Origin of the sequence: Pseudonocardia halophobica (assembly GCF_027922425.1) — a bacterium.
GTDB lineage: Bacteria > Actinomycetota > Actinomycetes > Mycobacteriales > Pseudonocardiaceae > Pseudonocardia > Pseudonocardia halophobica.
The window spans coordinates 73,330-98,141 of record NZ_BSFQ01000009.1; the positions used below are offsets into that span (position 1 = coordinate 73,330).

Here is a 24,812-nt window from a genome sequence, read left to right on the forward strand (position 1 = left end):
CGTCCCCGCCGCATGATCCCGCTCACCCGTCCGGGGCGTGTCACCCGCCCGCGTGGGTAGCCTCGCGACCCGCCGTCCGGAGTTCACGAGACCGATGCCCGGCGGTCGCATCCCCGACCCCCCGTCCGCGCAGGCTGGGAAGCGAGCCGTTTCCCGGCGAAAGGACACTCCCCCGTGCCCACCGCGCTGCTGACCGCCCCGGCGCCGCACGCCCCCCTCGTCATCGCCCACCGCGGCGCCCCCGGCTACCGGCCCGAGCACACGCTCGCCGGCTACGAGCTGGCCGCCCGCATGGGCGCCGACTTCCTCGAGCCCGACCTGGTCAGCACGGCCGACGGGGTGCTCGTCGCGCGGCACGAGCCGATGATCGGCGGCACCACCGACGTCGCGGCGCACCCCGAGTTCGCCCGCCGGCGCACGGTCCGCACGATCGACGGCGTCACGGTCGAGGACTGGTTCGCCGACGACTTCACCCTGGCCGAGCTGCGCACCCTGCGCGCGGTCGAGCGGCTGCCGCACCTGCGCCAGGAGAACACCGTCTACGACGGCCTCTTCCCGGTCCCGACCTTCGAGGAGATCCTCGACCTGCGCGCCCGGCTCTCCGCCGAGCTGGGCCGCGAGATCGGCGTCTACCCGGAGACCAAGAACCCCACCTACTTCGCCGGGCGCGGCCTCGCGTGCGAGCCCGCGCTGGTCGCGTCGCTGCGCGCGCACGGCCTGGACCGGGCCGACTCGCCGGTCTTCGTGCAGTCCTTCGAGACCGCCAACCTGCGGGCCCTCCACGAGGAGATCCCGGTGCGGCTCGTCCAGCTGCTCGACGACCTCGGCGCCCCGGCCGACCTCGTCGCGGCCGGCGACCCGCGCACCTTCGCGGACCTCACGCGGCCCGACGAGCTGGCCCGCATCGCGGCCTACGCCGCGGCCGTCGGGCCCGCCAAGGAGCTGGTGATCCCGCCGGACGGCGAGCCGACCACCCTGGTCGACGACGCCCACGCGGCCGGGCTGCTCGTGCACGCGTTCACGTTCCGCAACGAGAACTCGTTCCTGCCCCGCGGGATGCGCCGCACCGGGCGGGAGGCCGACCACGGCGACGTGTTCGCCGAGTACCGCGCCTTCCTCGACGCGGGCGTCGACGGCGTGTTCTCCGACTACCCCGACACCGCGGTGGCCGCGTTCAGCCTGACAGCCGTCTGAGGATCGCCGCGGTCGTCGCGGCGGGCCGCTCCTGATGCGGGAAGTGCCCCGTGCCGGGCAGGACGTGGTGGGTGAACGGACCGGTGACCCAGCGCGGCGAGATCTGCGCCGTTCGCTCCAGCAGGCAGGGATCATCCGCGCCGTGGATCTGCAGGACGGGCACCTCGGCCGGCCGGGCGACGGCGGCCGCGAACCGGCGGCCCTCCGCGCGGAACTGGGAGCGCAACGCCCAGCGGTAGTACTCCAGGCAGCAGTGCGCCACCGTCGAGATCTGCATGGCCTCGCGGTTGCGCCGCGCGGCCTCGGCGAAGTCCGCGGTGGCCGGCCAGTCCGGGCCCGACCAGGCCCGCATGATCCGCTCGACCCGGGCGCCGCCGTCGGCGCGCAGGGAGCGCTCGGGATGCCGCGGGAGCTGGAAACCGAGGGCGTAGCCCGCGGTCGCGCGGAGCTGCCCGGCGGGGTCGCGCACCGCCGAGGAGCGGATCGCCAGCGGGTGCGGCGCGTCGACCACCGTGAGCGTGCGCACGAGCCGCGGGTGCAGGGCCGTGAGCGTCCAGGCGATGAGGCCGCCCCAGTCGTGCCCGACGACGTGCGCCTTCGGCTCGCCCAGCGCCCGGATCAGGCCCGCGACGTCGCCGGCCAGGGTCCACAGGTCGTAGCCGCGGGGCGGCTTGTCCGAGTCGCCGTACCCGCGCAGGTCGACGGCCACCGCGCGGAACCCCTCGGCGGCCAGCGCGACCAGCTGGTGCCGCCAGGACCACCAGAACTCCGGGAACCCGTGCAGCAGCACGACGAGCGGGCCCTCGCCCGCCTCGACGGTGTGCAGCCGGATCCCGTTGGCGGACACCGACCCGTGCCGCCAGGGGCCGGGGACCCGGACGGACGACGGCTCGGGCCGCGGACCCCCGCGACCCATCCCGCTCAGCGGGCGGTGCCGTCCAGCTGGGGCGTCCCGTTCGACTGGGCCTTCCCCCGGTGCTGCAGCACCTCGGCCGTCTCCTTGAGCGAGGAGATGGTCCGCTCGGGCTTGCGGATCTTCTTCACCCGCAGGTAGCCGATCAGTGCCGCCACGCCCGCGGCGATGATCATGATGCCGAAGACGATGCCGAACGCCGCGGCGCGGTTCAGCCAGATCGACAGCAGCTCGCCGATGGCGAAGAAGAAGAAGAACAGGCTGAACAGGGCGATGACCAGCGCGACGATGAAGAAGACGCTGCCCTGGACACCCTTCTTGACCTCGGTCGTCACCTCGGCCTTGGCCAGCTCCACCTCGGAGCGGATCAACGTCGAGACGTGGGTGGTGACGTCGCGCACGAGGGCGCCGATCGACTGGTCGCCGGAGCCGGGAGCCGGCTCCTTCGACAGCGGGATCGACGGCAGCACGGGCGGGACGTCCGTGCCGCTGGAGCTGGTCGGGGTGGCCACCGCGGTGCCTCCTGCGTTCGTCGAGCGGATCCGCCGCACCGGCGCGGGCCGGTCGGCGAGTGGTCATCGTGCCACGGCGACCGGCGCCGTGCCTGGGCGGTTCCACGGTCCACGGTGGTCTTCCCCGGATCGTGGACGCCGAACCGGCGATCACTCGTCGGGGCGGCCCCGCAGCTTCTTGACGGCCCCGCGGCGGGCCTTCGCGTCGAGGCGACGGCGCTGCGACCCCTTCGTCGGCCTCGTCGGGCGCCGGGAGGGTGGATCGGGTGCGGTCGCCGCGCGGAGGGCCTGGGCGAGCCGCTCGCGGGCCGCCTCGCGGTTGCGGAGCTGGCTGCGGTGCTCGCTCGCGACCACCGTCAGCACCCCGTCGACCAACCGCCCGCGGAGCCGGGCCAGGGCCCGTTCCCGCACGTCGTCGGGCAGGCTGGGCGAGCCCGCCACATCGAACGACAGCTCGGCGCGCGAGTCGGTGGTGTTCACGCTCTGCCCGCCCGGACCGGACGAGCGCGAGAACCGCCAGCGGAGCTCGCGCGCGGGCACGACGACCCCGCGACGCACGAACACGCCGTCGGGGTCGTCGGTCATGCCGGCGATCCTGCCGGTCAGTCCTCGCCCTTGCCCTCCTTGAGGCCGGTCTGGATCAGGTCCATGACCGCCGAGTCGGCCAGCGTGGAGACGTCGCCGACCTCCCGGTTCTCCGCGACGTCGCGCAGCAGCCGGCGCATGATCTTCCCCGAGCGGGTCTTCGGCAGCTCGTCGACGACCATGATCTGGCGCGGCTTCGCGATCGGCCCGATCTCCGTCGAGACGTGGTTGCGCAGGGCCGCGATGGCCTCCTCGCCCTTCGCCTCGTCCTGGGCCACGTTCCCGCGCAGGATCACGAACGCGACGATCCCCTGGCCCGTCGTCGGGTCCGAGGCGCCGACGACCGCGGCCTCGGCCACCGTCGGGTGCGAGACCAGCGCCGACTCGACCTCGGTGGTCGAGATCCGGTGCCCGGAGACGTTCATCACGTCGTCCACGCGGCCGAGCAGCCAGACCGCGCCGTCGTCGTCGTACTTCGCGCCGTCGCCGGCGAAGTAGTAGCCCTGCTCCTCGAAGCGCGACCAGTAGGTGTCGCGGTAGCGCTCCTCGTCGCCCCAGATCGTGCGCAGCATCGACGGCCACGGCTTGTCGAGCACCAGGTAGCCGCCCTGGCCGTGGCCGACCGGGGTGCCGTTCTCGTCGACCACGGCGGCGCCGATGCCGGGCAGCGGGCGCATCGCCGAGCCGGGCTTGGTGGCCGTGACGCCGGGCAGCGGCGAGATCATGATCGCGCCGGTCTCGGTCTGCCACCAGGTGTCGACGATCGGGCAGCGCTCGCCGCCGATGACCTGGCGGTACCACATCCAGGCCTCGGGGTTGATCGGCTCGCCCACGGAGCCGAGCACCTTGAGCGAGGACAGGTCGAACTTCTCCGGGATCTCCTTGCCCCACTTCATGAACGTGCGGATCAGCGTGGGCGCGGTGTAGTAGATCGTGACGCCGTACTTCTGCACGATCTCCCAGTGCCGGCCCTCGTGCGGGGTGTTCGGCGTGCCCTCGTACATCACCGACGTGGCGGCGTTGGCCAGCGGCCCGTACACGATGTAGGAGTGCCCGGTGACCCAGCCGATGTCGGCGGTGCACCAGTAGACGCTCTCGCCCGGCTTGTGGTCGAACACCACGTTGTGCGTGTAGGCGACCTGGGTCAGGAAGCCGCCGGAGGTGTGCAGGATGCCCTTCGGCTTCCCCGTGGTGCCCGAGGTGTACAGGATGAACAGCGGGTGCTCGGAGTCGAAGTCCTCCGGCGTGTGCTGGTCCGAGGCCGCGTCGACGACGTCGTGCCACCACAGGTCGCGCCCCTCGGTCCACGGCACCTCGGTCTCGGTGCGCTTGACCACCAGCACGTGCTCGATCGAGGTGCCCTCGACGGCCTGGTCGGTGTTCTCCTTCATCGGCGCCGGCTTGCCGCGGCGGAACTGCCCGTCGCTGGTGATGAGCACCTTGGCCTCGGCGTCCTCGATCCGCGCCTTGAGCGCGCCCGGGGAGAACCCGCCGAAGACCACGCTGTGCAGCGCCCCGAGGCGGGCGCAGGCCAGCATGGAGAACACGGCCTCGGGGATCATCGGCAGCTGGATCGCGACCCGGTCACCGGTGCCCACACCCAGCTCGGCCAGCGCGTTCGCGGTCTTCGAGACCTCGCGCTGCAGGTCGGCGTAGGTGATCGTGCGGGTGTCGCCCGGCTCGCCCTCCCAGTGGAACGCGACGCGGTCCCCGTGGCCGGCCTCGACGTGACGGTCCACGCAGTTGTAGGCGACGTTGAGCTTCCCGCCCACGAACCACTTGGCGAACGGCGCCTCCCAGTCGAGGACCCGCTCCCACCTCGTCCCCCACGTCAGCCGGTCGGCCTGCTCGGCCCAGAAACCCTCGCGGTCCTCGTCCGCCCGCCCGTACCAGTCCTCCGTGGCGTTGGCCTGCGCCGCGAACTCCTCGCTCGGGGGGAAGCTCCGGCTCTCGGTCGAGAGGTTGTCGAGCGTCGCTCCGGACTCGGCCATGTTCTCGTGCCCTCCTCTAGCCGTGGCGCTTCGGCGCACCGGTGCTGAGCGGCGGCGCGCACGTCAGGGAAAACGTAGTGCTCCGGATGCGCCTGCGCACCGTCAGTACGGAGAGGACACCACCCGGTCGGTCAGCAGGTCCCGGTGGCAGCATGGCCCGGTGCCCGCCCGTACCGACCCGCTCGCCCCGCTGACGGACCTGCCCGGGGTGGCCGACGCCGTCGCCGCCGCCCGCGCTGCCCTCGTCCCGGTGCACAACCACCAGGTCAACCGGCGCGGCTGGCCGGCTACCTCGGCCGAGGCGGCGCTGCGCGGGGCCCGGGCGTCGGCGGCGCTCGACGGCGCCCCGCTCACCCCCGCCCGGGAGGACCACGTCACCGACCCGGTGCTGGCCGGCGCCGTCCGCGTGGCCGACGAGGCGACGAAGCTGCTCGCGGCGTGGAAGGGGGCGCCGCTGCAGGCGCTGGCCCGGCTGCACGTGCTGGCGGCCACCGACCTGATCCCGGTCGAGGAGCACGAGGCCCGGCTCGGACGACCGCGCGAGGGCGCGTCGGCGCGGCTGTCCCTGCTGGCCGACCTGGTGACGGGCGGGACCGCGGTACCCGCGCCCGTCGTCGTCGCGGTGGTGCACGGGGAGCTGCTCGCGCTGCGTCCCTTCGGGACCGCCGACGGCGTCGTCGCCCGGGCGGCGGCCCGGCTCACCGCCGTGGCCACCGGCTACGACCCCAAGTCGCTCGCCGTGCCGGAGGTCGGGCACCTGCGCCGGGCGCAGGAGTACCGCGCGGCCGCGGAGGGGTTCGCCGCCGGGACGCCGGAGGGGCTGCGCGAGTGGATCCTGCACTGCTGCCGCGCCTGGGAGGCCGGCGCCCGCGAGGGGATGTCGATCGCCGACGCCCGCGCCTGACCGACCCCCGACACGAGAGGGGGCGGTGCCCCCACCGTGTCGGGAAGGGGCACCGCCCACTCGCACGAAGCACCGGGATCCAGGCGTGCACTACGTGTCGTGCTCCGGCCTCGGCGTCCGGCGTCCCGGTACGCAGGCCCACGACGACATGCCTCCCGCGGCGTGCTGTGCGTGGAGTGCCCGGCGGTCGTGCACGGAGCTCCGGGAAGGGGAGTCGGGTGCTTCTCTGCCGCACCGGCTCTGGCCTCGCGGAGGTCCGTGAGGACATTCGTACCCCGTGAGCGGCACCACAGCAAGGGGTCCGGCGAGGTGCACCGGTTCAGTCCCGGAGGGTGTCGATCGGCGGTCCGCGACGCGACCCGGACGGCGGATGCGAGCGGCCGCCCTGTCCGTCAGAATGCCTCCGACCTGCGGAAACGGCTGCCCCGCTCGCGGGTCCGCTGCGCCCACCAGCCGGCGCCGCCCGCCGCGGCGAGACCCAGCCCCGCGGCCGCGAGACCCAGCCCCGCGGCGGCCACGGCCAGGACCGGCGCCCGCGGACGGAGCCGGGAACGCAGCGAGACCGGGGCCGCGAAGGCGAGCACCGGCCAGCCCCGCTGCTCCGCCTCGCGCCGCAACGCCTTGTCCGGGTTGACCACCGTCGGGTGCCCGACGGCGAGCAGCAGCGGCAGGTCGGTGATCGAGTCCGAGTAGGCCCGGCAGTCGGCCAGGTCGTAGCCGCGCTCGGCCGCGATCGCCCGCGCGGCGACCGCCTTCTCCTCGCCGTAGCAGTAGAAGTCGATCTCCCCGGTGTAGCGGCCGTCGCGCACGGACATCCGGGTGGCCATGCTGCGGTCGGCGCCGATCAGCGCGGCGATCGGTTCCACGACCTCGATCCCCGACGCGCTGAGCACGACGACCTCGTCGCCCGCGGCGTGGTGCTCGGTGATCAGCTCGGCGGCCTCGGCGTAGATCATCGGTTCGACGATCTCGTGCAGCGTCTCGGCCACGATGGACCGGATCTGGGCGACCTCCCACCCCGTGGCGAGCGCGGTGATGCGGCGGCGCAGCAGGTCCATCGTGTCGGCGTCGGCACCCGCGAACAGCAGCAGGAGCTGGGCGTACGCGCTGCGCAGCACCGCCCGCCGGGTGATGAGGCCCTGCCGGCGGAAGGGCCGGGAGAAGGCCAGCGCCGAGGAACCGGCGATGATCGTCTTGTCGAGGTCGAAGAACGCGGCGGCCGGCCGCGGGGCCCGGGGAGCGGCCGGCTGCTCGGCGGGGGCGGTCGGAGCGGGCACCGGGGAAGCCTGCCAGATCCGCGGATCGGGCCCGACGCGGCGCCCGGCCGGCCCCGGAATGGGGACGGCCTCCGCCAGGGGGGATTGGCGGAGGCCGTCGGGCGGTTCAGCCCCGGGGGGTCGAGCTGAACCCGCTCGGACACGGTCCGAGCCGACGACAACTGTAACCGCAAGTACGTCCCGGGGCCATGACTGTCTGCCGGGCGATCGCCCGACGGCCGGACGGCGGAGTGCAGGTGCGGGGCGCGGCGGGGCGGCGGGCCGCAGGTACGGCACGAGGCGTCGGGTGGGCGCCGCGGAAGAACAGTCGCGGGACTGCGGCCGGGCGAGCCCGCGCCACCCCGACCGCCGCCGCGGATCGAGAACGGCCGCCACCACGAACCACGACGACCGCCACCCCGACACCCGCCCGGAGCGCCACCACGACCCACCGCACCCTGCCCCGAGCGGCACCCACACGCCCCCGCACGATCATGCCCCCGCACCCCGACGATTCCCGAGGTCGGAGGCCGACCCGGACCGATCTGTCCACACCCGACCCCGACGATCCACAGCGGCGCGATCGGTCCGTCCACCCGCGCCCCGAGGCCGCAGGCTCGTGATCGGCCCCGAGGGACGGGAGCGGCGGAGGGAGCGTGCGATGGGCGAGCGGACACTGGTGATGGTCGAGGACCCCGAACTCCTCGACGCCGTCCTCCGGCTGGCGGCGGCCGCGGGCTGCGAGGTGCACCGGGCGGCCGATGCGGCGGACGCGCGGCGGCACTGGCCGGGCGCCCCGTTCGTGCTGCTCGACGAGGAGTCGGCCCGGCGCTGCGTACGCGCCGGCCTGCCCCGGCGCGCCGACCTGATGCTGGTCGGCTTCGACCGGGCGTCGATCGAGGCGTTGGAGTGTGCCGTCGCGCTCGGTGCGGAGCAGGCGGTCGAGCTGCCCGCCGCCGAGCCGCACCTCGTCGAACGGCTCGCGGCCGCGGCCGAGCAGGGCGAGGCCACGGGGGTGGGGCGGGTGCTCGCCGTCGTCGGTGGGAAGGGCGGGGCCGGGGCGTCCGTGCTGGCGGCAGCCGTCGCCGTGGTCGCGGCAACTGCGGGCGACCGCACCCTGCTCGTGGACTGCGATCCGCTCGGCGGCGGACTGGACCTGGTGCTCGGTGCCGAGGAGGTCACGGGCCTGCGCTGGCCCGAGCTCACGATCACGGACGGCCGCGTGCCCGCCTCGGCGCTGCACGCCGCGCTGCCCGCACCCGCGATCAGCCGGTCCGGTGCCGAGCTCGGCGTGCTGTCGTGTGCGCGGGAGGCGGCCGGACCGTCGGCCGGTGCCGTCACCGCCGTGCTCGACGCGGGCCGCCGGGCGGGCGAGACGGTCGTGTGCGACGTCCCGCGCTACCCCACGGACGCGGCCGTCGCGGCCCTCGACGCCGCCGACCTGACCGCGCTGGTCGTCCCGGCCGACGTGCGCTCCTGCGCCGCGGCGGGCCGGGTCGCGGCGGTGCTGGCCGAGCAGACGCGCGAGGTCGGTCTCGTCGTGCGTGGCCCCTCGCCCGGCGGCCTCGCCCCGGCCGACATCGCCGAGGCGCTCGGACTCCCGCTGCTCGCGTCGATGACGCCGGAGCGCACGCTGGCGCGGCTCACCGAGCAGGGCGTGCCACCCGGCCGCAAGCGCGGCCCGCTCAGCACCGCGGCCCGAGAGCTGCTCACCGCGCTGGCGGGCACCGGGGCGCCGGACCTGCGGCGGGCCTCGTGACCACGCTCGTCGACCGCGTCCGGACCCGGCTCGCCGAGGACGGCCACGAGCCCACCCCGGCGGCCGTGGCCGACGCCGTGCGCGCCGAGTCCGGCGGCGTCGCCTCGGACCTCGACGTCCTCGCCGCGCTCCGGGTGCTGCGTGAGGAGTTGGTCGGGGCGGGCCCGCTCGATCCGCTGCTGCGCGATCCCCGCACCACGGACGTGCTGGTCTCCGGGGGCGGCATCGTGAGGGTCGACCGGGGCGCCGGGCTCGAACCCGCGCCGGTCCGGCTGCCGGACGAGTCGGCGGTCCGGCGGCTCGCCCAGCGTCTGGCGCTCGCGGCGGGCCGCCGGCTCGACGACGCCAGCCCCTACGTCGACGGCTGGCTCGCGGGCGGTCCCGGGGGCTCCGGCGGGTCCCGCGGGGTGCGGCTGCACGCCGTGCTCGCCCCCGTCGCCGTCGACGGGACCTGCCTCTCGCTGCGCGTGCTCCGCCCCGCCGCGCACGACCTCGGCTCACTCACCCGGCTCGGCACGCTCGAGCCGGCCGCCGAACAGCTGCTGCGCGCGGTCGTCGCGGCCCGGCTCGCGGTGCTGGTCTCCGGCGGGACCGGCTCGGGCAAGACCACCCTTCTCGCCGCCCTGCTCGGCGCGGTCGACCCGGCCGAGCGGATCCTCACGGTCGAGGATGCGCAGGAGCTCCAGCCGCGGCACCCGCAGGTCGTGCGGCTGGTCGCGCGCCCCGCGAACATCGAGGGCGCGGGCGGGGTCAGCCTGCGCGACCTCCTCCGCCAGGCACTGCGCATGCGGCCGGACCGGGTCGTCGTCGGCGAGGTACGCGGCGGCGAGGTCTGCGATCTGCTGTCGGCCCTCAACACGGGTCACGACGGCGGCGCAGGCACCGTGCACGCCAACTCGGTCCGCGAGGTGCCGGCCCGGCTCGAGGCACTCGCCGCGCTCGGCGGCATGGAGCGCGCGGCCCTGCACAGCCAGCTCGCCGCAGCGGTGCAGGTCGTGCTGCACATGCGGCGCACCCCCCGCGGCCGGGTGCTCGAGGCCGTCGGTGTGCTCGGCCGGCAGACGTCGGCCGGGCCCGCGGAGGTGGTCGTCCGGCCGGTGTGGGAGCGCGGCCGCGGCTGGACCGCCGACCGCGACCATCTCGACCGCCTCCTCGCCGAACGAGGAGTCCCGGCGCCGTGGAGTGCGTCGTGAACGCCGTCACGACCTCGGACGCCGGGGTCGTCCAGGCGCTGTGGGATCGGGACCGGGTCCCCGGGCACCTCCAGCGGTCGTGCACCGAAGACTGGGTTCCGACACCGTGGGATGCGCCGTGAGTGCCGCGGTGCCGGCCCTCCTGGCGGCGGCGCTGGTGTGCGCGCCCGGCCCTTCGGCGCGCCGTCGGCTGCGGGTGCTCGCGCCGGCGCCGACAGCGCGCGTCCTCGCCGTCCCGCCGCTCCGGCTGCTGGTCGTGCTCGCCGGTGCCGGGCTCGGCCTGGTGCTCGGCGGGCCCGCGGGCGGGGTCGCGGGAGCCGGGGCGGCGGAAGTGGTCCGGCACCGGCGCGCACGGGCCCGGGAGCGGGCCGGAGCTAGCGCGGCCGCGGGCGAGTTGGCCGAGGCCGTGTCGCGGATCGTCGAGGAGCTCCGGAGCGGGGCGCACCCCGCGGCCGCGCTCGACGGCGCTCGCTCGGACGGTCCGTTGGCTGCCGAGGCGCTCGCTCCGGCGGCCGCTGCCGCCCGCCTGGGCGACGACGTCCCGGCCGCCCTCCGCCGCGGCGCCGCGGACCGCGGCGATCTGGTGGGGACCGAGTTGCGCCGCCTCGCCGGCGCCTGGTCCCTGGCCGACCGGCACGGCGCCCCGCTCGCCGACCTCCTGTCCGGCACGCTCGCCGACCTGCGCTGGCGGCTCGCCTTCGAGGCCCGGGTCCGCGCCAGGCTCGCCGGGCCGCGCGCCACCGCCGGGGTGCTGACCGCGCTGCCGGTGCTCGGGCTCGGCCTGGGCCACCTGCTCGGAGCCGATCCCCTCGGGGTGCTGCGCGGCGGGCTGCTCGGTCAGGTTCTGCTGCTGGTCGGTTCCGGCCTGCTGCTGGCCGGCCTCCTGTGGAGCGACCGCATCGCGACGGGCCCGGTGAGCCGATGACCACGGCCGCCGCACTGGTGCTCCTCGCCCTCGCGCTGCTGGTGGGCGGCGCTCCGGGGGCCAGGGCCCGGTTGGGCGGCCTGGTGTCGACGGCCGCGCCGGCCGCAGAACCGGCCGTACCCCTCCGCCGTGGCTGGACGGCGGTCGGAGGGCTGGCCGTCGCCGTCGTCGTCTGGACGGTGGTCGGCGGGCCCGCGGCCGGTGCGGCCGGCGTCCTCGGCGCCGTGGTCGTCGGTGCGACCGCAGCCGTGGGCCTGCACCTCCTGGTGGCGCGGGCCGTGGCGCGCCCGGTCCGCAGGGCGGACGCGGGTGGCCTGGCGGCGGGATGGGAGCTCCTGGCCACCTGCCTCGAGGCCGGGCTCCCGGTTCCCGCGGCCGCCGAGGCGGCGGCGCTGCGGATCGAGGGCGAGGTCGGCACCGGCCTCCGCCGAGCGGCCGGGCTGCTCGAGCTCGGGTCGGCGCCTGCGGAGGCGTGGGGCGCGGTCGCGGCGGTACCGGGCCTCGAGGCGTTCGGGCGGGCGGCCCGCCGCTCGGCCGACACCGGCGCCGGGCTGGCGCGGGTCGCCCGGTCGGAGGCGGCCCGGCTGCGCGCCGGGCTCAGCGACGCGGCCGAGGCGAAGGCGGAGCGCGCCGCGGTGCTGATCGCTGCGCCGCTGGGTCTCTGCTTCCTCCCGGCCTTCCTCGCCCTGGGGATCGCGCCGGTCGTCATCGGCCTCGCCGGAGAGGCCCTGGCGCGATGGTGACCGCTCCCCGCACCGCCCGACCTCCCCCGCCGCGCCGGCTCCGCCGACCCGGGAGCGCCCACGGCTGACACCCGGCGGGCGCGCGCCCCCACCCCACCACCACCCGACCACTCGTCCCACCGACCCGATCCCAACCCCGACCCCGACCCCGACCCCGACCCCGACCCCGACCCGAGGAGGACCCGATGTCCCTGCCCGCCCTCGCCCTGCCCCGGCCCGAGCCGCGTCCCGACCCGCGGCCCCGTCCCGGCAGCAACGCACTTCGCACGTGGTCTGGGCCCGCCGACCTGCCGTCGCCCGTCGCGGTCGAGCGGCTGTCCGGCGCACCGGCCGACCCGGGCCCGCCCGACCGCAGCTCGCCGCTCCGGCGACTCCGCCACCGGCTCGCCACACTCCTCCGCGCGCTCGCGGCGCGGATCACCGCCGACGACCGGGGGATGTCCACCGTCGAGTACGCGATCGGGACGCTGGCGGCGGCCGCGTTCGCCGCCGTGCTCTACACCGTCATCAGCGGCGACTCGATCGTCACGGCACTGACCCAGCTCGTGCAGCGCGCGCTGTCGGTCACGTTCTGATGCGCCAGGCCGAGCGCGGCGCGGTCACCGTCGAGGCGGCGATCGCGCTCGGCGCGCTCACCCTCGTCGTCCTCGCCGCGCTCGGCGCCGTCGCCACGGTCGCCGCCGCGGTCCGCTGCACCGACGCGGCCCGGGAGCTGGTCCGCCTCGCGGCACGGGGTGAGGCCGACCGCGGGCGCGCGGCCGCAGCGGCGCTCGCTCCGCGCGGCGCAACTCTCGAGCTGACCGTCGGGGCCCTCGAGGTGCGGGCCGTCGTCACCGCGGCGCCGGTCGGCCCCGTGCCGATCCAGGTCAGCGGCACGGCGGTCGGCGCCCTCGAACCCGGCGCCGTCACCGCCTCCGAGGCGGCCGCGTGAGCACCCGGACCACGCCACACCGCTCGGCCGCGTGCACCGGGTTGCAGGGCGCGCGCCGGTCGAGCGCCGAGCCGCGTTGCAGGGAGCTCCGTGACCGGGGATCCGCCACGGTGTGGGCGGCCCTCGCGGCGGCCACCCTCCTGGCGGTGACGGCCTTCCTCGTCGACGTCGGCGGCGCGGTGCTCGCCCGGCACCGGGCGGAAGCGGCCGCCGATCTCGCCGCACTCGCGGCGGCCGGCGACCCCGTGCAGGGCGAGCAGGCCGCCTGCGCGGCGGCGCGCCGGGTCACCGGCGCCATGGCCGCCGAACTCACCCGGTGCACTCTGGACGGCTGGAACGCCCTGGTGGAGGTGCAGGTGCGGCGGCCGTGGAGCCTGCTCGCGGCAGAGGCGGCGACCGGCCGCGCCCACGCCGGACCGGTACCCGACACGGCCTCCACGACGGCCACGGGAAGACCACCGAGCGACGAACCGGTGAACGGTCGGGAAGACCCGGTGAACGGTGTCGCGATACCGGCCTCCGCCACCTGCAGCCGCCCGCCCGACGGCTGCCCGTCGATCGACTCCGGCACCCGCGCTCGTCGTGGGACCGGAACCGATCGGCGACCGCGTCTGGCGGGTCCCGCGCGGACCGGGCCTACTGAACACGGCACGGCGCGATCGACGAGCACGGCGGAGTCGGCAGCACCGTCCACGAGCACGCTCCCCAGACCGCGGTGGGACCGAGGCGCTCCGTCGCTGACCCCCATACGGACCCACCGCTCGCTGGCCGCCGCCGGCCGGTCCGGCCCCCGACGGGCCCGCCGGCGGCGGCCGACGACGTCCCCTGCAGTCGCGCCGCCCGATCGCTCAGCCGACCGCCGGGTGCCGCACCAGCGCGCCGATCACCAGGTCCAGCACGCGGACCGCGCCCGCCTTGTCCAGCGGGTTGTTCCCGTTGCCGCACTTGGGCGACTGCACGCACGAGGGGCACCCGGTGCGGCAGCTGCAGTTCCGGATCGCCTCGCGGGTCGCCCGCAGCCAGCGCTCGAGCACGGCGTGCCCCCGCTCGGCCAGGCCCGCGCCGCCGGGGTGACCGTCGTGGACGAACACCGTCGGCAATCCGGTGTCGGGGTGCAGCGCGGTCGAGAGGCCGCCGATGTCCCAGCGGTCGCAGATGGCGAAGAGCGGGAGCAGGCCGATCGCGGCGTGCTCGGCGGCGTGCAGCGCGCCGGGCAACCGCGCCGGGTCGAGACCGGCATCGGCCAGCACACCCTCGTCGATCGTGTACCAGACCGAGCGGGTCTCGAGCGTCTGCGCGGGCATGTCCAGCGGCACGGTCTCGAGCACCGTCCCGTCCGGGGTGCGGCGCTGGTAGCCCACGACCTGGCTGGTCACGCGGACGTCGCCGAAGTACACGGAGACCGGGCCGTGGTCGCTGCGGGCCCGCACGGCCACGATCTCGACGTCCGAGTTCGACCGCGCGTCGGTGCGCCAGTCCGGCTCCTCCTGGTGCACGAGCGCGACGCCGGCGTCGAGGTCCAGCTCGTCGACGACGTAGCTCTCCCCGCGGTGCAGGTAGACCGCCCCGGGGTGCGCGGTCCCGGGCGCGGAGGCGCCGTCGACCGTGCCGAGCATCCGCCCGGTGCCGGCCTCCACCAGCGCGACCTGCCCCAGCCCGGACCCGCGGATGTCGACCGACGCGGCGGGCTGCTCCCGGGGCGTCGGCCAGAACCAACCGGTCGGGCGCCGGCGCAGCACCCCGTCCTCCACCAGCTCGGCGAGCACCTCCTCCGCGACGGCGCCCCCGAACACGCCCGCGACGTCCGCCTCGGTGAGCGGCATCTCGGCGGCGGCGCACACGAGCTGCGGCGCCAGCACGTACGGGTTGCCGGGGTCGAGCACGCAGCTCTCCACGGGCGCGCCGATGAGGGCCCGCGGATGGTGCACGAGGTAGGTGTCCATCGGGTCGTCCCGCGCGACGAGCACCACCAGCGCCTCGTCCGCCGCCCGGCCGGCGCGGCCCGCCTGCTGCCAGAAGGAGGCGCGGGTGCCCGGGAAGCCGGCCACGACCACGGCGTCGAGCCCGGCGATGTCGACGCCCAGCTCGAGGGCGTTGGTCGTGGCCACGCCGAGCAGGTCGCCGCGCATGAGCGCGCTCTCCAGGGCCCGGCGCTCCTCGGGCAGGTAGCCGCCGCGGTAGGCCGAGATGCGCGGCACCAGGTCCGGGTCGACGTCGGCGACGAGCCGCTGCGCACCGAGCGCGGTGACCTCGGCGCCGCGGCGGGAGCGCACGAACGCGAGGCTCCGGGCGCCCTCCACCACGAGGTCCGCCAGCATCCGGGAGGACTCCGTCGACGCTGGCCTGCGGACCGGGGCGCCGTTCTCGCCGCTGAGCTCGGGCAGCAGCGGCGGCTCCCACAGTGCGACCGTCCGGCCCGCGCTGGGCGAGCTGTCCTCGGTCACCGCACTGACCTCGCGGCCGGTCAGCCGGCAGGCGAACTCGCCGGGGCGGGCCACGGTGGCCGAGGCGAGCACGATCGTCGGGCGCGCGCCGTAGCGCGCCGCGACGCGCAGCAGGCGGCGGAGCAGCAGCGCGACGTGCGAGCCGAAGACCCCGCGGTAGGTGTGGCACTCGTCGACGACCACGAAGGCGAGCTTGCGCAGGAAGCCCGCCCAGCGACCGTGCCGCGGCAGCACCGAGCGGTGCAGCATGTCCGGGTTGCTGAAGATCCACCGGGCGTGCCGGCGAGCCCAGTCCCGCTCGTCCATCGGGGTGTCGCCGTCGAGCGCCGCGGGCCGGACGTCCGGCAGGCCGAGCTCGCGCAGGGCCCGCAGCTGGTCGGCGGCGAGCGCCTTGGTCGGGGACAGGTACAGCGCCGTGGCGCGGGGGTCGATGGCGAGCCGCGACAGCACCGGCAGCTGGTAGACGAGGGACTTGCCCGACGCCGTGCCGGTGGCGACCACGACGTCCCGCCCCGCGTGGGCCAGCTCGGCGCCCTCGGCCTGGTGGCTCCACGGCCGCGCCACGCCTGCGCGGCGGAACGCCTCGACCACCTCCTGCGGCGCCCAGGCCGGCCAGGCCACGGCCCGACCGGGCCGGGGCGGCAGGCGCACCGCGTGGCGCAGCGGGTTCGCCGCCTCGGCGGGGTCGAACTCGTCCTCGAGCTCCTCGGTGTCCCCGGCCGCTCCCGGCGGGAGGGTCCCGTCCGCCTCGACCTCGACCACGGGCACGTCCGGATCGACGCCGGAGCCCGCGAGCACCCGGTTCAGCAGCTCCAGCCCGCGCGCCGACCGTGGCGCCGGCGCGGTGGGCGCGACCGGGTCCGGCGGCCCCTCGACGAGCACCGGCCCGTCGCCCGCCCACCCGATCGCCTGGTCACGCATACGGTCGAGGCTCGCACACCGCACCGACGGTTCCGCGCGCACGCCCGGGAATCGGGCGCAAGGTCAGTCGCTGCCGAACGCCCCCGTGAGCACGTCGGCCGCCGACGCCACCGCGTCGGACTCGTCCCGCGCCTGCGCCCGGCCGCCCACCCGCGGCCGGCCGCCGAGCACCGCGACCACGAACCGCTCCTCCGGGCCGAGGAGCCCGGCGCTGTGCAGGTGGTAGCGGCCGGAGAAGCAGCACATCCAGCCCTGCTCGGCCACGGCGCCGGCGGCCGCACCGGTGGCAGGGCCCGGCGCGAGCAGCCCGAAGTCCTGGGCGACCCCGTCCCGGGCGGGCGCCGCGGCGAGGGCTCCGAGGAGCAGCTCGCGATCCGCGGCCGGCAGGTCGAGCACGTGGTCGTAGAAGCCGCAGACGGCCTCTTTCGATGATCGTTCAATCATCAACTGGACCTGCGGGTTCGGCCATTCGGCCGTCTGTGTTCTCGATCACCTCGCCCGACGGGGAGGTGGGGTGGTGTGGATCTCAACTGCGACATCGGACACACTCGTACACTGCACGCGCCCGTCGCACCGACGCGACGGAGCATGCGCTCGACGCCAGGGATGCCGTCGGAACGCGAGCCGGCCGGATCGGCCTCCCTGGCGCACACCGACGCAACAGGAGGACGGATGTCCGTGCCCGCTGTGGGCCTCGAGCTCGGCTCGGGTGATCGCGTCGTCGTCGGCGTGGTCGCCGTCGTCGCGCTCGCGGCCCTGGCCATCGGCTACATGCTGCTCCGGGAGGTGCTGGCCGCCGGCCAGGGCACCAAGCGGATGCAGGAGATCGGAGAAGCGGTCCAGGAAGGCGCCCAGGCGTACCTGAAACGACAGTTCAGGACGCTCGGCATCTTCGTGGTCGTCGTCTTCCTGCTGCTGCTGGCGCTGCCTGCCGACGACCTGGGCGAACGCATCGGCCGGTCGATCTTCTTCGTGATCGGTGCGGTCTTCTCCGCCACGATCGGCTACACCGGTATGTGGCTCGCCACCCGGGCGAACATCCGCGTGGCCGCGGCCTCGCGGGAACCGGGCGGCCGGGAGAAGGCCACCCGCATCGCGTTCCGCACCGGCGGCGTCGTCGGCATGTTCACCGTCGGCCTGGGCCTGTTCGGCGCGGCCCTGGTCGTGCTGGTCTACGCCGGTCAGGCCCCCAAGGTCCTGGAGGGCTTCGGCTTCGGTGCCGCGCTGCTGGCGATGTTCATGCGAGTCGGCGGCGGCATCTTCACCAAGGCGGCCGACGTCGGCGCCGACCTCGTCGGCAAGGTGGAGCAGGGCATCCCGGAGGACGACCCGCGCAACGCCGCGACCATCGCGGACAACGTCGGCGACAACGTCGGCGACTGCGCCGGTATGGCGGCCGACCTGTTCGAGTCCTACGCGGTCATGCTGGTCGCGGCGCTGATCCTCGGCTCGGCCGCGTTCGGCCTGCAGGGCCTGCTGTTCCCGCTGATCATCCCCGCCATCGGCGTGATCACCGCGGTCATGGGCGTCTACGTCACCCGGGCCCGCGCCGGCGAGAACACCCTCAAGGCGATCAACCGCAGCTTCTACATCTCGGCGGTCTTCGCCGGCGTGCTGTCCGTCGTGGCGGCGTTCGTCTACCTGCCCGGCAGCTTCGCCGACCTGACGAACCCGACGGACGCGTCCGTCACCACGCTGACCCAGGACCCGCGGATCATCGCGTCGGTCGCCGTGATCATCGGCATCGTGCTCGCGGGCGTCATCCTCTGGCTGACCGGCTACTTCACCGGCACCGAGGACAAGCCGGTGCAGGACGTCGGACGCTCGTCGCTGACCGGCGCCGCCACCGTCATCCTGTCCGGCATCTCGATCGGCTTCGAGTCCGCGGTCTACACGGCGCTCGTGATCAGCGCCGCCGTCTACGGGGCGTTCCTGCTGTCGGGCTCCATCGTCGTCGCGCTGTTCGCCGTGGCCATGGCGGGCACCGGCCTGCTGACCACGGTCGGCGTGATCGTCGCGATGGACACCTTCGGCCCGGTCTCCGACAACGCCCAGGGCATCGCCGAGATGTCCGGCGACGTCGAGGGCGAGGGCGTCGACATCCTCACCGAGCTCGACGCCGTCGGGAACACCACCAAGGCGATCACCAAGGGCATCGCCATCGCCACCGCGGTGCTGGCCGCGACGGCGCTGTTCGGCTCGTACCGCGACGCGTTCACCCAGGCGCTCGCCAAGGCCGGGGTCGCGCTGCAGGACGCCGGCAACACGTTCAGCGCGGAGGTGTTCAGCCCGAACACGCTCGTCGGCGTGATCATCGGTGCGTCCGTCGTCTTCATGTTCTCCGGGCTCGCGGTCAACGCCGTGACCCGGGCCGCGGGCGCGGTCGTCTACGAGGTGCGACGCCAGTTCGCCAGCAAGCCGGGGATCATGGACGGCACGGACCGTCCGGAGTACGGCCGGGTCGTCGACATCTGCACCCGGGACTCGCTGCGCGAGCTCGCCACCCCCGGCCTCCTCGCGATCTTCGCCCCGATCGCGGTCGGCTTCGGCCTCGGCGTCGGCCCGCTGGCCGGCTACCTGGCCGGCGCCATCGCCACCGGCACGCTGATGGCGATCTTCCTCGCCAACTCCGGCGGCGCGTGGGACAACGCCAAGAAGCTGGTCGAGGACGGCAACCACGGCGGCAAGGGCTCCGACGCCCACGAGGCGACGGTCATCGGCGACACCGTCGGCGACCCGTTCAAGGACACCGCGGGCCCGGCGATCAACCCGCTGATCAAGGTCATGAACCTGGTCTCGGTGCTGATCGCGCCGGCGGTCGTCGTGTTCACCGTCGGCGACAGCGCCTCGGCCCCGATCCGCATCGCGATCGCCGTCGTGGCGGTGATCATCATCGTCGCGGCGGTCACGGTGTCGAAGCGCCGCACGTCGTCGATCCAGGAGACGCCCGCGGACAGCCCCGTGGCGTGATCCGGCGCGGCCGACCGGCGGAGTCCGGTCGGCCGGGCGCCGGGCCCTCTCGGCGATCCAGGAGGCCGCTCGTCCCCCTCCGGGGGCGGGCGGCCTCCTGCGTCCACGCCGGACTCGCTACCGTCTCAGCGCCCCGGACGGGGCGAACGGGACGGACGGGCGTCCGGGGGGCCGCCAGCAGGGCCGACGTGGAGGACACGGATGACGATGCGTACCAGCGCCGCCCGGCGCCGCGCCGCGGCGGTGGCCGCGGTCGCGACCGGGCTGCTGCTCGCCGGGTGCGGCGGCGCGAGCGAGCAGGAGACGGTCGACTGGACCAACGGCCTGTGCAGCTCCTACGCCACCTTCCGCGAGGCGGCGATCGTCGGGCCGCAGGCGGCCCCGGACCTGCCCGCCCAGGCGCGCAACCTGTCGGCCTACCTCGGCAACACGGCGACGTCGCTGGACAAGGCGCTGGCCGACCTGGACACCCTCGGCGCCTCCCCGGTCTCCGGCGGCGACGAGGCCGTCACGAAGTTCCGCGACCAGCTCACCGGCTACCGCTCGGCCTTCCAGCAGGCCAGGACCCAGGTCGACGCCCTGGACCTCTCCTCCCCGACGCTGCAGCAGGACATCGAGGGCGCGGTCGCGCCGGTCCTGCAGCTGCAGGACGCGAACCAGGACCCGTTGGCGGGCCTCGACTCCGCGGTCACCGACGCCGCGACGAAGGCGCCCGCCTGCCAGAACCTCAGCCGCCTCAGCAGCCCCACGCCCGGCGGCTGAGCAGGCGGGACGGCCCGCTCGCGTACTGTCGGTCCCCGGCCCCCGCTCCCCTCGTCCCCTGGAGGCGCCCCGTGCCTCGCCCGTCCCGGCTCGCCGTCGCCGTGGTGCTCGGCGGGCTGCTGTCCGTCAGCGGCTGCGCGACCGTCGTCGCGGGCACCCCGACCGCCGACCCCGCGCCGCGTCCGACGGCCGGCCGCGGCGCCGACCCGGTGGCCTGGGTCGACAAGGTCTGCGGCGCGGTCCTGACCTACACGACCCCGGTGCTGGCCCAGCCCGCCTTCGAGGGTGCCGACCTGCCCACGATCAAGCAGCGGCTGTCGGACTACCTCGGCGCCAGCCAGACCGGCCTCCAGCAGAGCCGCGACCAGCTCGGCACGGTCGGGGCCTCGCCCGTCGGCGGCGGCGACGACACCGTCGCGCGGATCTCGTCCGGCCTGGAGAAGCTGCAGAACGACATCGGCGCCGCCAAGGCGAAGGTCGACGCCGCCGACCCGGCGAACGTCGACGCCTTCCGGGCCGCCCTGGACGAGACCAACACCAACCTCACGCAGCTCACGGCGCCCGACGCGCTCGGCGACCTCAAGACCTCGCCGCGCCTCGACAAGGCGGCCCAGCAGGCCGGCAACTGCACGAAGCTCGCGGCGATCCCGGGCGCCGCACCGCGATGAGCCGCACCCGGTAACCCGGGGTGCGCGTGTCGGTTCGGCGTGTCGCCGTCCGGTCGGGCGAATCCGGCGCGCCGCGCGATCACCTCTCGAACAGATGTTCTAGGGTGCGCGACGTGTCCCAGCTCTCGCTGTTCTCCGCGGACGCCCGGCCCCTGCGGCTCGGCGATCTCGCCGGGCTGCTGTGCGGGCCGGCCCGGATCACCCGCTTCGGGGCCGGGGACACCGCACGGATCAGCCTCCAGGTGGCCGACGCGGGGCGGGCGGCGGCCGTGCGGGCCGCGGCGGCGCCGCTCGGCATCCCGTTCGAGCTCGGCGAGCGGACCTGCGCGGGACGGGAGCTGCGTACCGCCTACCGCCGCGACCTGGCCGGCCTCGCGCGGGCCTGGACGGGCCGGGACCGGCGCAAGAGCGTGCCGGCGGGCTTCCAGCTCGACGGCACCGCCCTGCGGCTCTGGGTGCTCGCCTGCGGCCGCGCGGACGGGCGTGGGGGCTGCGTCCTGCCCCTCGACGGCGCCGCACCCGGCACCCACGACGCCCTGATCGCCGCCACGACGCGGCTGGGCCTGCCGCCCGCGCGGATCGTGCTCCCACCCTGCGAGGGCTGTCGGGAGCGCGCCGCGGCGGACACCGAGGCGGGCTCCGCGCTCACGGAGGACGCTCTCACCACGGACGACCCCGATGCATGTCCCGACGCCGAACCCGCGCCCACGAGCGGCCCGGTCATCCCACCCGCGCCCAGGTCGTCGCCCACCCGCCCGGCCCCGGCGATCCTGCTCACGGACGGCACCACCGCCCTCGACCTGCCGCCGGCGCCGCCCGCCCCGGCGCAGTGCCGGAGCCACCACCTCGCGCTCGTCCCGGCCGTCGCGCCGGAATGCCCGGCGGCCGGACCGGCGTTACGGATCGCAGGAGCGCGGCGCCTGCAGCGTCTCGTGGAGCTGGTCGGCCCCGCGCCCGAGGATGTGGACACCGCCGAATGGCCCAGGCACTGGGGTCGACCCAGGGCTTGACCCGCGGGCTACGCTCCCCCGGTCGCCCCGGAGGTCGCGACGCGGTGTGACGGATGCGACATGCTCGGTCGGTGTGCGACCGTGGCGGCGGGGACCGGCGGGGGAGCAATACTGTCGATCCCGGGGTCGAAGGGGAGTGACGCGGTGACCGGAGGTAACGGTCCGTCGCGCCGCCCCGACCGAGACGCCCGGAAGTCGGACGCGAACCGGTGCGTGACCGGCGACGCGGCCGGAGGGATGGAGTAGGACCACGTGGCAACCCGAACGACGAGCACCGACACCGACGCGCCTGCCGAGAGCAACGGCACGGCCGCCGGCACCCGCACGCGCCGCAGCGCGGCCGGCGGGGGGCGCCGCAACGGGAACGGCACGGCCACATCGGCCGGCGGGCGCGTGCGCCGCCTGGTGATCGTCGAGTCCCCCACCAAGGCGAAGAAGATCCAGCCGTACCTCGGCAACGACTACGTCGTCGAGTCGTCGGTCGGGCACATCCGGGACCTGCCGCGCGGCGCGGCGGACGTCCCGGCCAAGTACAAGGGCGAGTCGTGGGCCCGCCTGGGTGTCGACGTCGACAACGAGTTCCACCCGCTCTACATCGTCACGCCGGAGAAGAAGTCGAAGGTCTCCGAGCTCAAGGACCTGCTCAAGGACGCCGACGAGCTCCTCCTCGCGACGGACCCCGACCGCGAGGGCGAGGCCATCGCCTGGCACCTGCTCGACACGCTGCGCCCGAAGATCCCGGTGCGCCGGATGGTCTTCCACGAGATCACCGAACCGGCGATCCGCGCCGCCGCGGAGAACACCCGCGAGCTGGACCAGGACCTGGTCGACGCGCAGGAGACCCGGCGGATCCTCGACCGGCTCTACGGCTACGAGGTCTCCCCCGTGCTGTGGAAGAAGGTCATGCCGAAGCTCTCGGCGGGCCGCGTGCAGTCGGTCGCGACCCGGCTGATCGTGCAGCGGGAGCGGGAGCGGATGGCGTTCGTCTCCGCCGGCTACTGGGACATCGCCGCGACCATGGACGCGGGCGCCGACGCGACCCCGCGCCAGTTCGGCTCGCGCCTGGTCTCGGTCGACGGCAGCCGGGTCGCCGCGGGCCGCGACTTCGGACCGGACGGCAAACTCAGGAACACGGACGTCACCGTGCTCGACGAGGCGAGCGCCCGCCGGCTGGCGGAGTCGCTCGAGGGCCGGGACCTGACCGTCGCGTCGGTCGAGTCGAAGCCGTACACCCGTCGCCCGTACGCCCCGTTCATGACGTCGACGCTGCAGCAGGAGGCGGGCCGCAAGCTGCGCTTCTCGGCGGAGCGCACGATGCGCAGCGCCCAGCGGCTGTACGAGAACGGCTACATCACCTACATGCGTACGGACTCGACCACGCTGTCCGACGCCGCGATCCAGGCCGCCCGGGCGCAGGCCCGCGAGCTGTACGGCGACTCGTACGTCGCGCCGTCGCCGAGGCAGTACACCCGCAAGGTGAAGAACGCCCAGGAGGCCCACGAGGCGATCCGGCCCGCCGGCGACACCTTCCGCACCCCGGGCGAGATCGCCCGCGAGGTCGACGGGGACGACTTCCGCCTCTACGAGCTGATCTGGCAGCGGACCGTCGCCTCGCAGATGGCCGACGCCCGCGGCACCACGGTGTCCGTGCGGATCAACGGCACGGCGGCGACCGGCGAGGACGTCGTGTTCGCCAGCTCCGGCCGCACGATCACCTTCCCCGGCTTCCTCAAGGCGTACGTCGAGACGATCGAGGAGGGCTCGGGCGGCCAGGCGGACGACGCCGAGTCGCGGCTGCCGCAGCTCACCGAGGGCCAGGCCCTCACCGCTGCCGAGCTCACGCCCGAGGGCCACTCGACGAACCCGCCGGCCCGGTTCACCGAGCCGAGCCTGGTGAGCAAGCTCGAGGAGCTCGGGATCGGCCGGCCGTCGACGTACGCGTCGATCATCAAGACGATCCAGGACCGCGGATACGTCTGGAAGAAGGGCTCGGCGCTCGTGCCCTCGTGGGTGGCGTTCGCCGTCGTCGGGCTGCTGGAGCACCACTTCGGCCGGCTCGTCGACTACGACTTCACCGCCGCGATGGAGGACGAGCTCGACGCCATCTCGTCGGGCAACCTCACCCGCAACGCCTGGCTGACCGGCTTCTACTTCGGCGACGGCGCGGGCTCGGAGGGCTCGGTGGCGAGGGCGGGCGGGCTGAAGAAGCTCGTCGGCGTGAACCTCGAGGAGATCGACGCCCGCGAGATCAACTCGATCCCGCTGTTCACCGACTCGCAGGGCCGCGAGGCCGTGGTGCGCGTCGGGCGGTACGGGCCGTACATGGAGCGCCCCACGGGCGAGACGGACGCCGAGGGCAAGCCCAAGACGCAGCGCGCCAACCTGCCCGAGGACCTGCCGCCGGACGAGCTCACCGAGGAGATCGCCGAGCAGCTGTTCTCGGTCCCGCAGGAGGGCCGGTCGCTGGGCACGGACCCGGTGACCGGGCACGAGATCGTCGCCAAGGACGGGCGGTACGGACCGTTCGTCACCGAGCTCCTGCCCGAGGACGCCTCGAAGAAGACCAAGCCGCGCACCGGCTCGCTCTTCAAGGACATGTCCCTGGAGACGGTCACCCTCGACGACGCCCTCAAGCTGCTCTCCCTACCGCGCCTGGTCGGTACCGACCCGGAGTCCGGCGAGGAGATCACGGCGCAGAACGGCCGGTACGGGCCCTACCTGAAGAAGGGCACCGACTCGCGGTCGCTGACCAGTGAGGACCAGCTGTTCACCGTCACGCTCGACGAGGCGGTGGAGATCTACAAGCAGCCCAAGCAGCGCGGCCGGCGCACCGCCGCCGCCACCCCGCCGCTGCGCGAGCTGGGCGAGGACGCCTCGACCGGCAAGAAGATGGTGATCAAGGACGGCCGCTTCGGCCCCTACGTCACCGACGGCGAGACCAACGCCTCGCTCCGCAAGGGCGACTCGGTCGAGGAGATCACGGACGAGCGCGCCTCCGAGCTGCTCGCCGAGCGGCGCGCCAAGGCCCCGGCCAAGAAGAAGGCCCCCGCCCGCAAGCCGGCCGCCAAGAAGGCCCCGGCGAGGAAGACCCCGGCCAAGTAGTACGCACCGGAACGGCGCCTCAGCTCCTC

At 75.2% G+C, this 24,812-nt stretch carries 20 protein-coding genes and 1 pseudogene; 14 read left to right on the forward strand and 7 right to left on the reverse strand.

Annotated features, from left to right (window positions below):
* The first annotated feature begins 174 nt into the window (after positions 1-174).
* Positions 175-1,194: a glycerophosphodiester phosphodiesterase gene (locus PKE99_RS13245; protein WP_081924481.1), complete on the forward strand. Its 1,020-nt coding sequence runs from the start codon at positions 175-177 to the stop codon at positions 1,192-1,194.
* On the opposite strand, the gene PKE99_RS13250 is transcribed toward PKE99_RS13245, so the two are convergent.
* The 4 genes from PKE99_RS13250 to acs all read right to left on the reverse strand — a co-directional run bounded on the left by PKE99_RS13250 (position 1,175) and on the right by acs (position 5,195).
* Entirely contained in the window at positions 1,175-2,110 is a 936-nt protein-coding gene (locus PKE99_RS13250) for an alpha/beta fold hydrolase (RefSeq protein ID WP_037049468.1), read from the reverse strand. The two genes, PKE99_RS13245 and PKE99_RS13250, sit on opposite strands and share 20 nt — an antisense overlap.
* A gap of 5 nt (positions 2,111-2,115) precedes the next feature.
* Positions 2,116-2,619, reverse strand: a complete 504-nt coding sequence (locus tag PKE99_RS13255) for a phage holin family protein (RefSeq protein WP_037049568.1) — start codon at positions 2,617-2,619, stop codon at positions 2,116-2,118.
* A gap of 150 nt (positions 2,620-2,769) precedes the next feature.
* The gene (gene arfB / locus PKE99_RS13260) at positions 2,770-3,204 is read right to left on the reverse strand and encodes an alternative ribosome rescue aminoacyl-tRNA hydrolase ArfB (protein WP_037049466.1); all 435 of its coding nucleotides are present in this window, start codon (positions 3,202-3,204) and stop codon (positions 2,770-2,772) included.
* Positions 3,205-3,221: 17 nt separating this feature from the next.
* Entirely contained in the window at positions 3,222-5,195 is a 1,974-nt protein-coding gene (gene acs, locus PKE99_RS13265) for an acetate--CoA ligase (RefSeq protein WP_037049464.1), read from the reverse strand.
* 160 nt (positions 5,196-5,355) lie between these two features.
* On the opposite strand from acs, the gene PKE99_RS13270 reads away from it, so the two are divergent.
* The gene (locus PKE99_RS13270; protein WP_037049462.1) at positions 5,356-6,099 is read left to right on the forward strand and encodes a hypothetical protein; all 744 of its coding nucleotides are present in this window, start codon (positions 5,356-5,358) and stop codon (positions 6,097-6,099) included.
* A 392-nt stretch (positions 6,100-6,491) separates the two neighbouring features.
* Here PKE99_RS13270 and PKE99_RS13275 read toward each other — a convergent pair whose 3' ends face one another.
* Complete coding sequence (locus tag PKE99_RS13275; RefSeq protein ID WP_037049460.1) at positions 6,492-7,376, reverse strand: HAD family hydrolase; 885 nt, start codon at positions 7,374-7,376, stop codon at positions 6,492-6,494.
* Positions 7,377-8,016: 640 nt separating this feature from the next.
* Between PKE99_RS13275 and ssd the strand changes: the two genes are divergently transcribed.
* From ssd to PKE99_RS13310, 7 genes and pseudogenes are all read left to right on the forward strand, one after another.
* Entirely contained in the window at positions 8,017-9,114 is a 1,098-nt protein-coding gene (gene ssd / locus PKE99_RS13280) for a septum site-determining protein Ssd (protein WP_037049458.1), read from the forward strand.
* On the forward strand, positions 9,111-10,307 hold the full coding sequence (locus PKE99_RS13285) for a TadA family conjugal transfer-associated ATPase (protein WP_037049455.1): 1,197 nt from the start codon (positions 9,111-9,113) through the stop codon (positions 10,305-10,307). The genes ssd and PKE99_RS13285 overlap by 4 nt, the downstream gene beginning before the upstream one ends.
* A gap of 118 nt (positions 10,308-10,425) precedes the next feature.
* A complete protein-coding gene (locus PKE99_RS13290) occupies positions 10,426-11,232 on the forward strand; it encodes a type II secretion system F family protein (protein WP_051737849.1) in 807 nt (268 codons plus the stop codon).
* Entirely contained in the window at positions 11,229-11,975 is a 747-nt protein-coding gene (locus PKE99_RS13295; protein WP_037049452.1) for a type II secretion system F family protein, read from the forward strand. Before PKE99_RS13290 ends, PKE99_RS13295 begins: the two co-directional genes overlap by 4 nt.
* Positions 11,976-12,160: 185 nt before the next feature.
* Complete coding sequence (locus PKE99_RS38840; protein WP_037049449.1) at positions 12,161-12,550, forward strand: DUF4244 domain-containing protein; 390 nt, start codon at positions 12,161-12,163, stop codon at positions 12,548-12,550.
* On the forward strand, positions 12,550-12,906 hold the full coding sequence (locus tag PKE99_RS13305; RefSeq protein WP_037049446.1) for a TadE family type IV pilus minor pilin: 357 nt from the start codon (positions 12,550-12,552) through the stop codon (positions 12,904-12,906). The genes PKE99_RS38840 and PKE99_RS13305 overlap by 1 nt, the downstream gene beginning before the upstream one ends.
* Positions 12,903-13,313, forward strand: a pseudogene (locus tag PKE99_RS13310) (Rv3654c family TadE-like protein); the annotation flags it as partial. The gene PKE99_RS13305 and the pseudogene PKE99_RS13310, both read left to right, overlap by 4 nt.
* 441 nt (positions 13,314-13,754) lie before the next feature.
* Here PKE99_RS13310 and PKE99_RS13315 read toward each other — a convergent pair.
* Together PKE99_RS13315 and PKE99_RS13320 are read right to left on the reverse strand one after the other, a co-directional pair.
* Complete coding sequence (locus PKE99_RS13315; protein WP_081924479.1) at positions 13,755-16,271, reverse strand: DEAD/DEAH box helicase; 2,517 nt, start codon at positions 16,269-16,271, stop codon at positions 13,755-13,757.
* 63 nt (positions 16,272-16,334) lie between these two features.
* Positions 16,335-16,715 carry a hypothetical protein gene (locus PKE99_RS13320; RefSeq protein ID WP_156067793.1) on the reverse strand — a complete coding sequence of 127 codons (381 nt, stop codon included), beginning with the start codon at positions 16,713-16,715 and terminating at the stop codon, positions 16,335-16,337.
* Positions 16,716-16,943: 228 nt separating this feature from the next.
* Here PKE99_RS13320 and PKE99_RS13325 point away from each other — a divergent pair, with 228 nt between their 5' ends.
* The 5 genes from PKE99_RS13325 (at position 16,944) to topA (ending at position 24,783) form a co-directional block, all read left to right on the forward strand.
* Entirely contained in the window at positions 16,944-19,241 is a 2,298-nt protein-coding gene (locus tag PKE99_RS13325) for a sodium-translocating pyrophosphatase (protein WP_051737848.1), read from the forward strand.
* A 201-nt stretch (positions 19,242-19,442) separates the two neighbouring features.
* Complete coding sequence (locus PKE99_RS13330) at positions 19,443-20,003, forward strand: hypothetical protein (protein WP_037049439.1); 561 nt, start codon at positions 19,443-19,445, stop codon at positions 20,001-20,003.
* A gap of 71 nt (positions 20,004-20,074) precedes the next feature.
* Entirely contained in the window at positions 20,075-20,671 is a 597-nt protein-coding gene (locus tag PKE99_RS13335) for a hypothetical protein (RefSeq protein WP_037049437.1), read from the forward strand.
* 113 nt (positions 20,672-20,784) lie between these two features.
* Positions 20,785-21,681, forward strand: coding sequence for a hypothetical protein (locus PKE99_RS13340; protein WP_156067791.1), 897 nt, complete (start codon positions 20,785-20,787; stop codon positions 21,679-21,681).
* Positions 21,682-22,086: 405 nt separating this feature from the next.
* Positions 22,087-24,783: a type I DNA topoisomerase gene (gene topA, locus PKE99_RS13345; RefSeq protein WP_051737866.1), complete on the forward strand. Its 2,697-nt coding sequence runs from the start codon at positions 22,087-22,089 to the stop codon at positions 24,781-24,783.
* The last annotated feature ends 29 nt before the right edge of the window (positions 24,784-24,812 follow it).

Bases quoted from the DNA above. Each gene is read 5' to 3' on its own strand.
- PKE99_RS13250 (WP_037049468.1), bottom strand. From the start codon at position 2,110: ATGGGTCGCGGGGGTCCGCGGCCCGAGCCGTCGTCCGTCCGGGTCCCC.
- arfB (WP_037049466.1), bottom strand. From the start codon at position 3,204: ATGACCGACGACCCCGACGGCGTGTTCGTGCGTCGCGGGGTCGTCGTG.
- acs (WP_037049464.1), bottom strand. From the start codon at position 5,195: ATGGCCGAGTCCGGAGCGACGCTCGACAACCTCTCGACCGAGAGCCGG.
- ssd (WP_037049458.1), top strand. From the start codon at position 8,017: ATGGGCGAGCGGACACTGGTGATGGTCGAGGACCCCGAACTCCTCGAC.
- PKE99_RS13295 (WP_037049452.1), top strand. From the start codon at position 11,229: ATGACCACGGCCGCCGCACTGGTGCTCCTCGCCCTCGCGCTGCTGGTG.
- PKE99_RS38840 (WP_037049449.1), top strand. From the start codon at position 12,161: ATGTCCCTGCCCGCCCTCGCCCTGCCCCGGCCCGAGCCGCGTCCCGAC.
- PKE99_RS13305 (WP_037049446.1), top strand. From the start codon at position 12,550: ATGCGCCAGGCCGAGCGCGGCGCGGTCACCGTCGAGGCGGCGATCGCG.
- PKE99_RS13315 (WP_081924479.1), bottom strand. From the start codon at position 16,271: ATGCGTGACCAGGCGATCGGGTGGGCGGGCGACGGGCCGGTGCTCGTC.
- PKE99_RS13320 (WP_156067793.1), bottom strand. From the start codon at position 16,715: ATGATTGAACGATCATCGAAAGAGGCCGTCTGCGGCTTCTACGACCAC.
- PKE99_RS13325 (WP_051737848.1), top strand. From the start codon at position 16,944: ATGTCCGTGCCCGCTGTGGGCCTCGAGCTCGGCTCGGGTGATCGCGTC.
- PKE99_RS13330 (WP_037049439.1), top strand. From the start codon at position 19,443: ATGACGATGCGTACCAGCGCCGCCCGGCGCCGCGCCGCGGCGGTGGCC.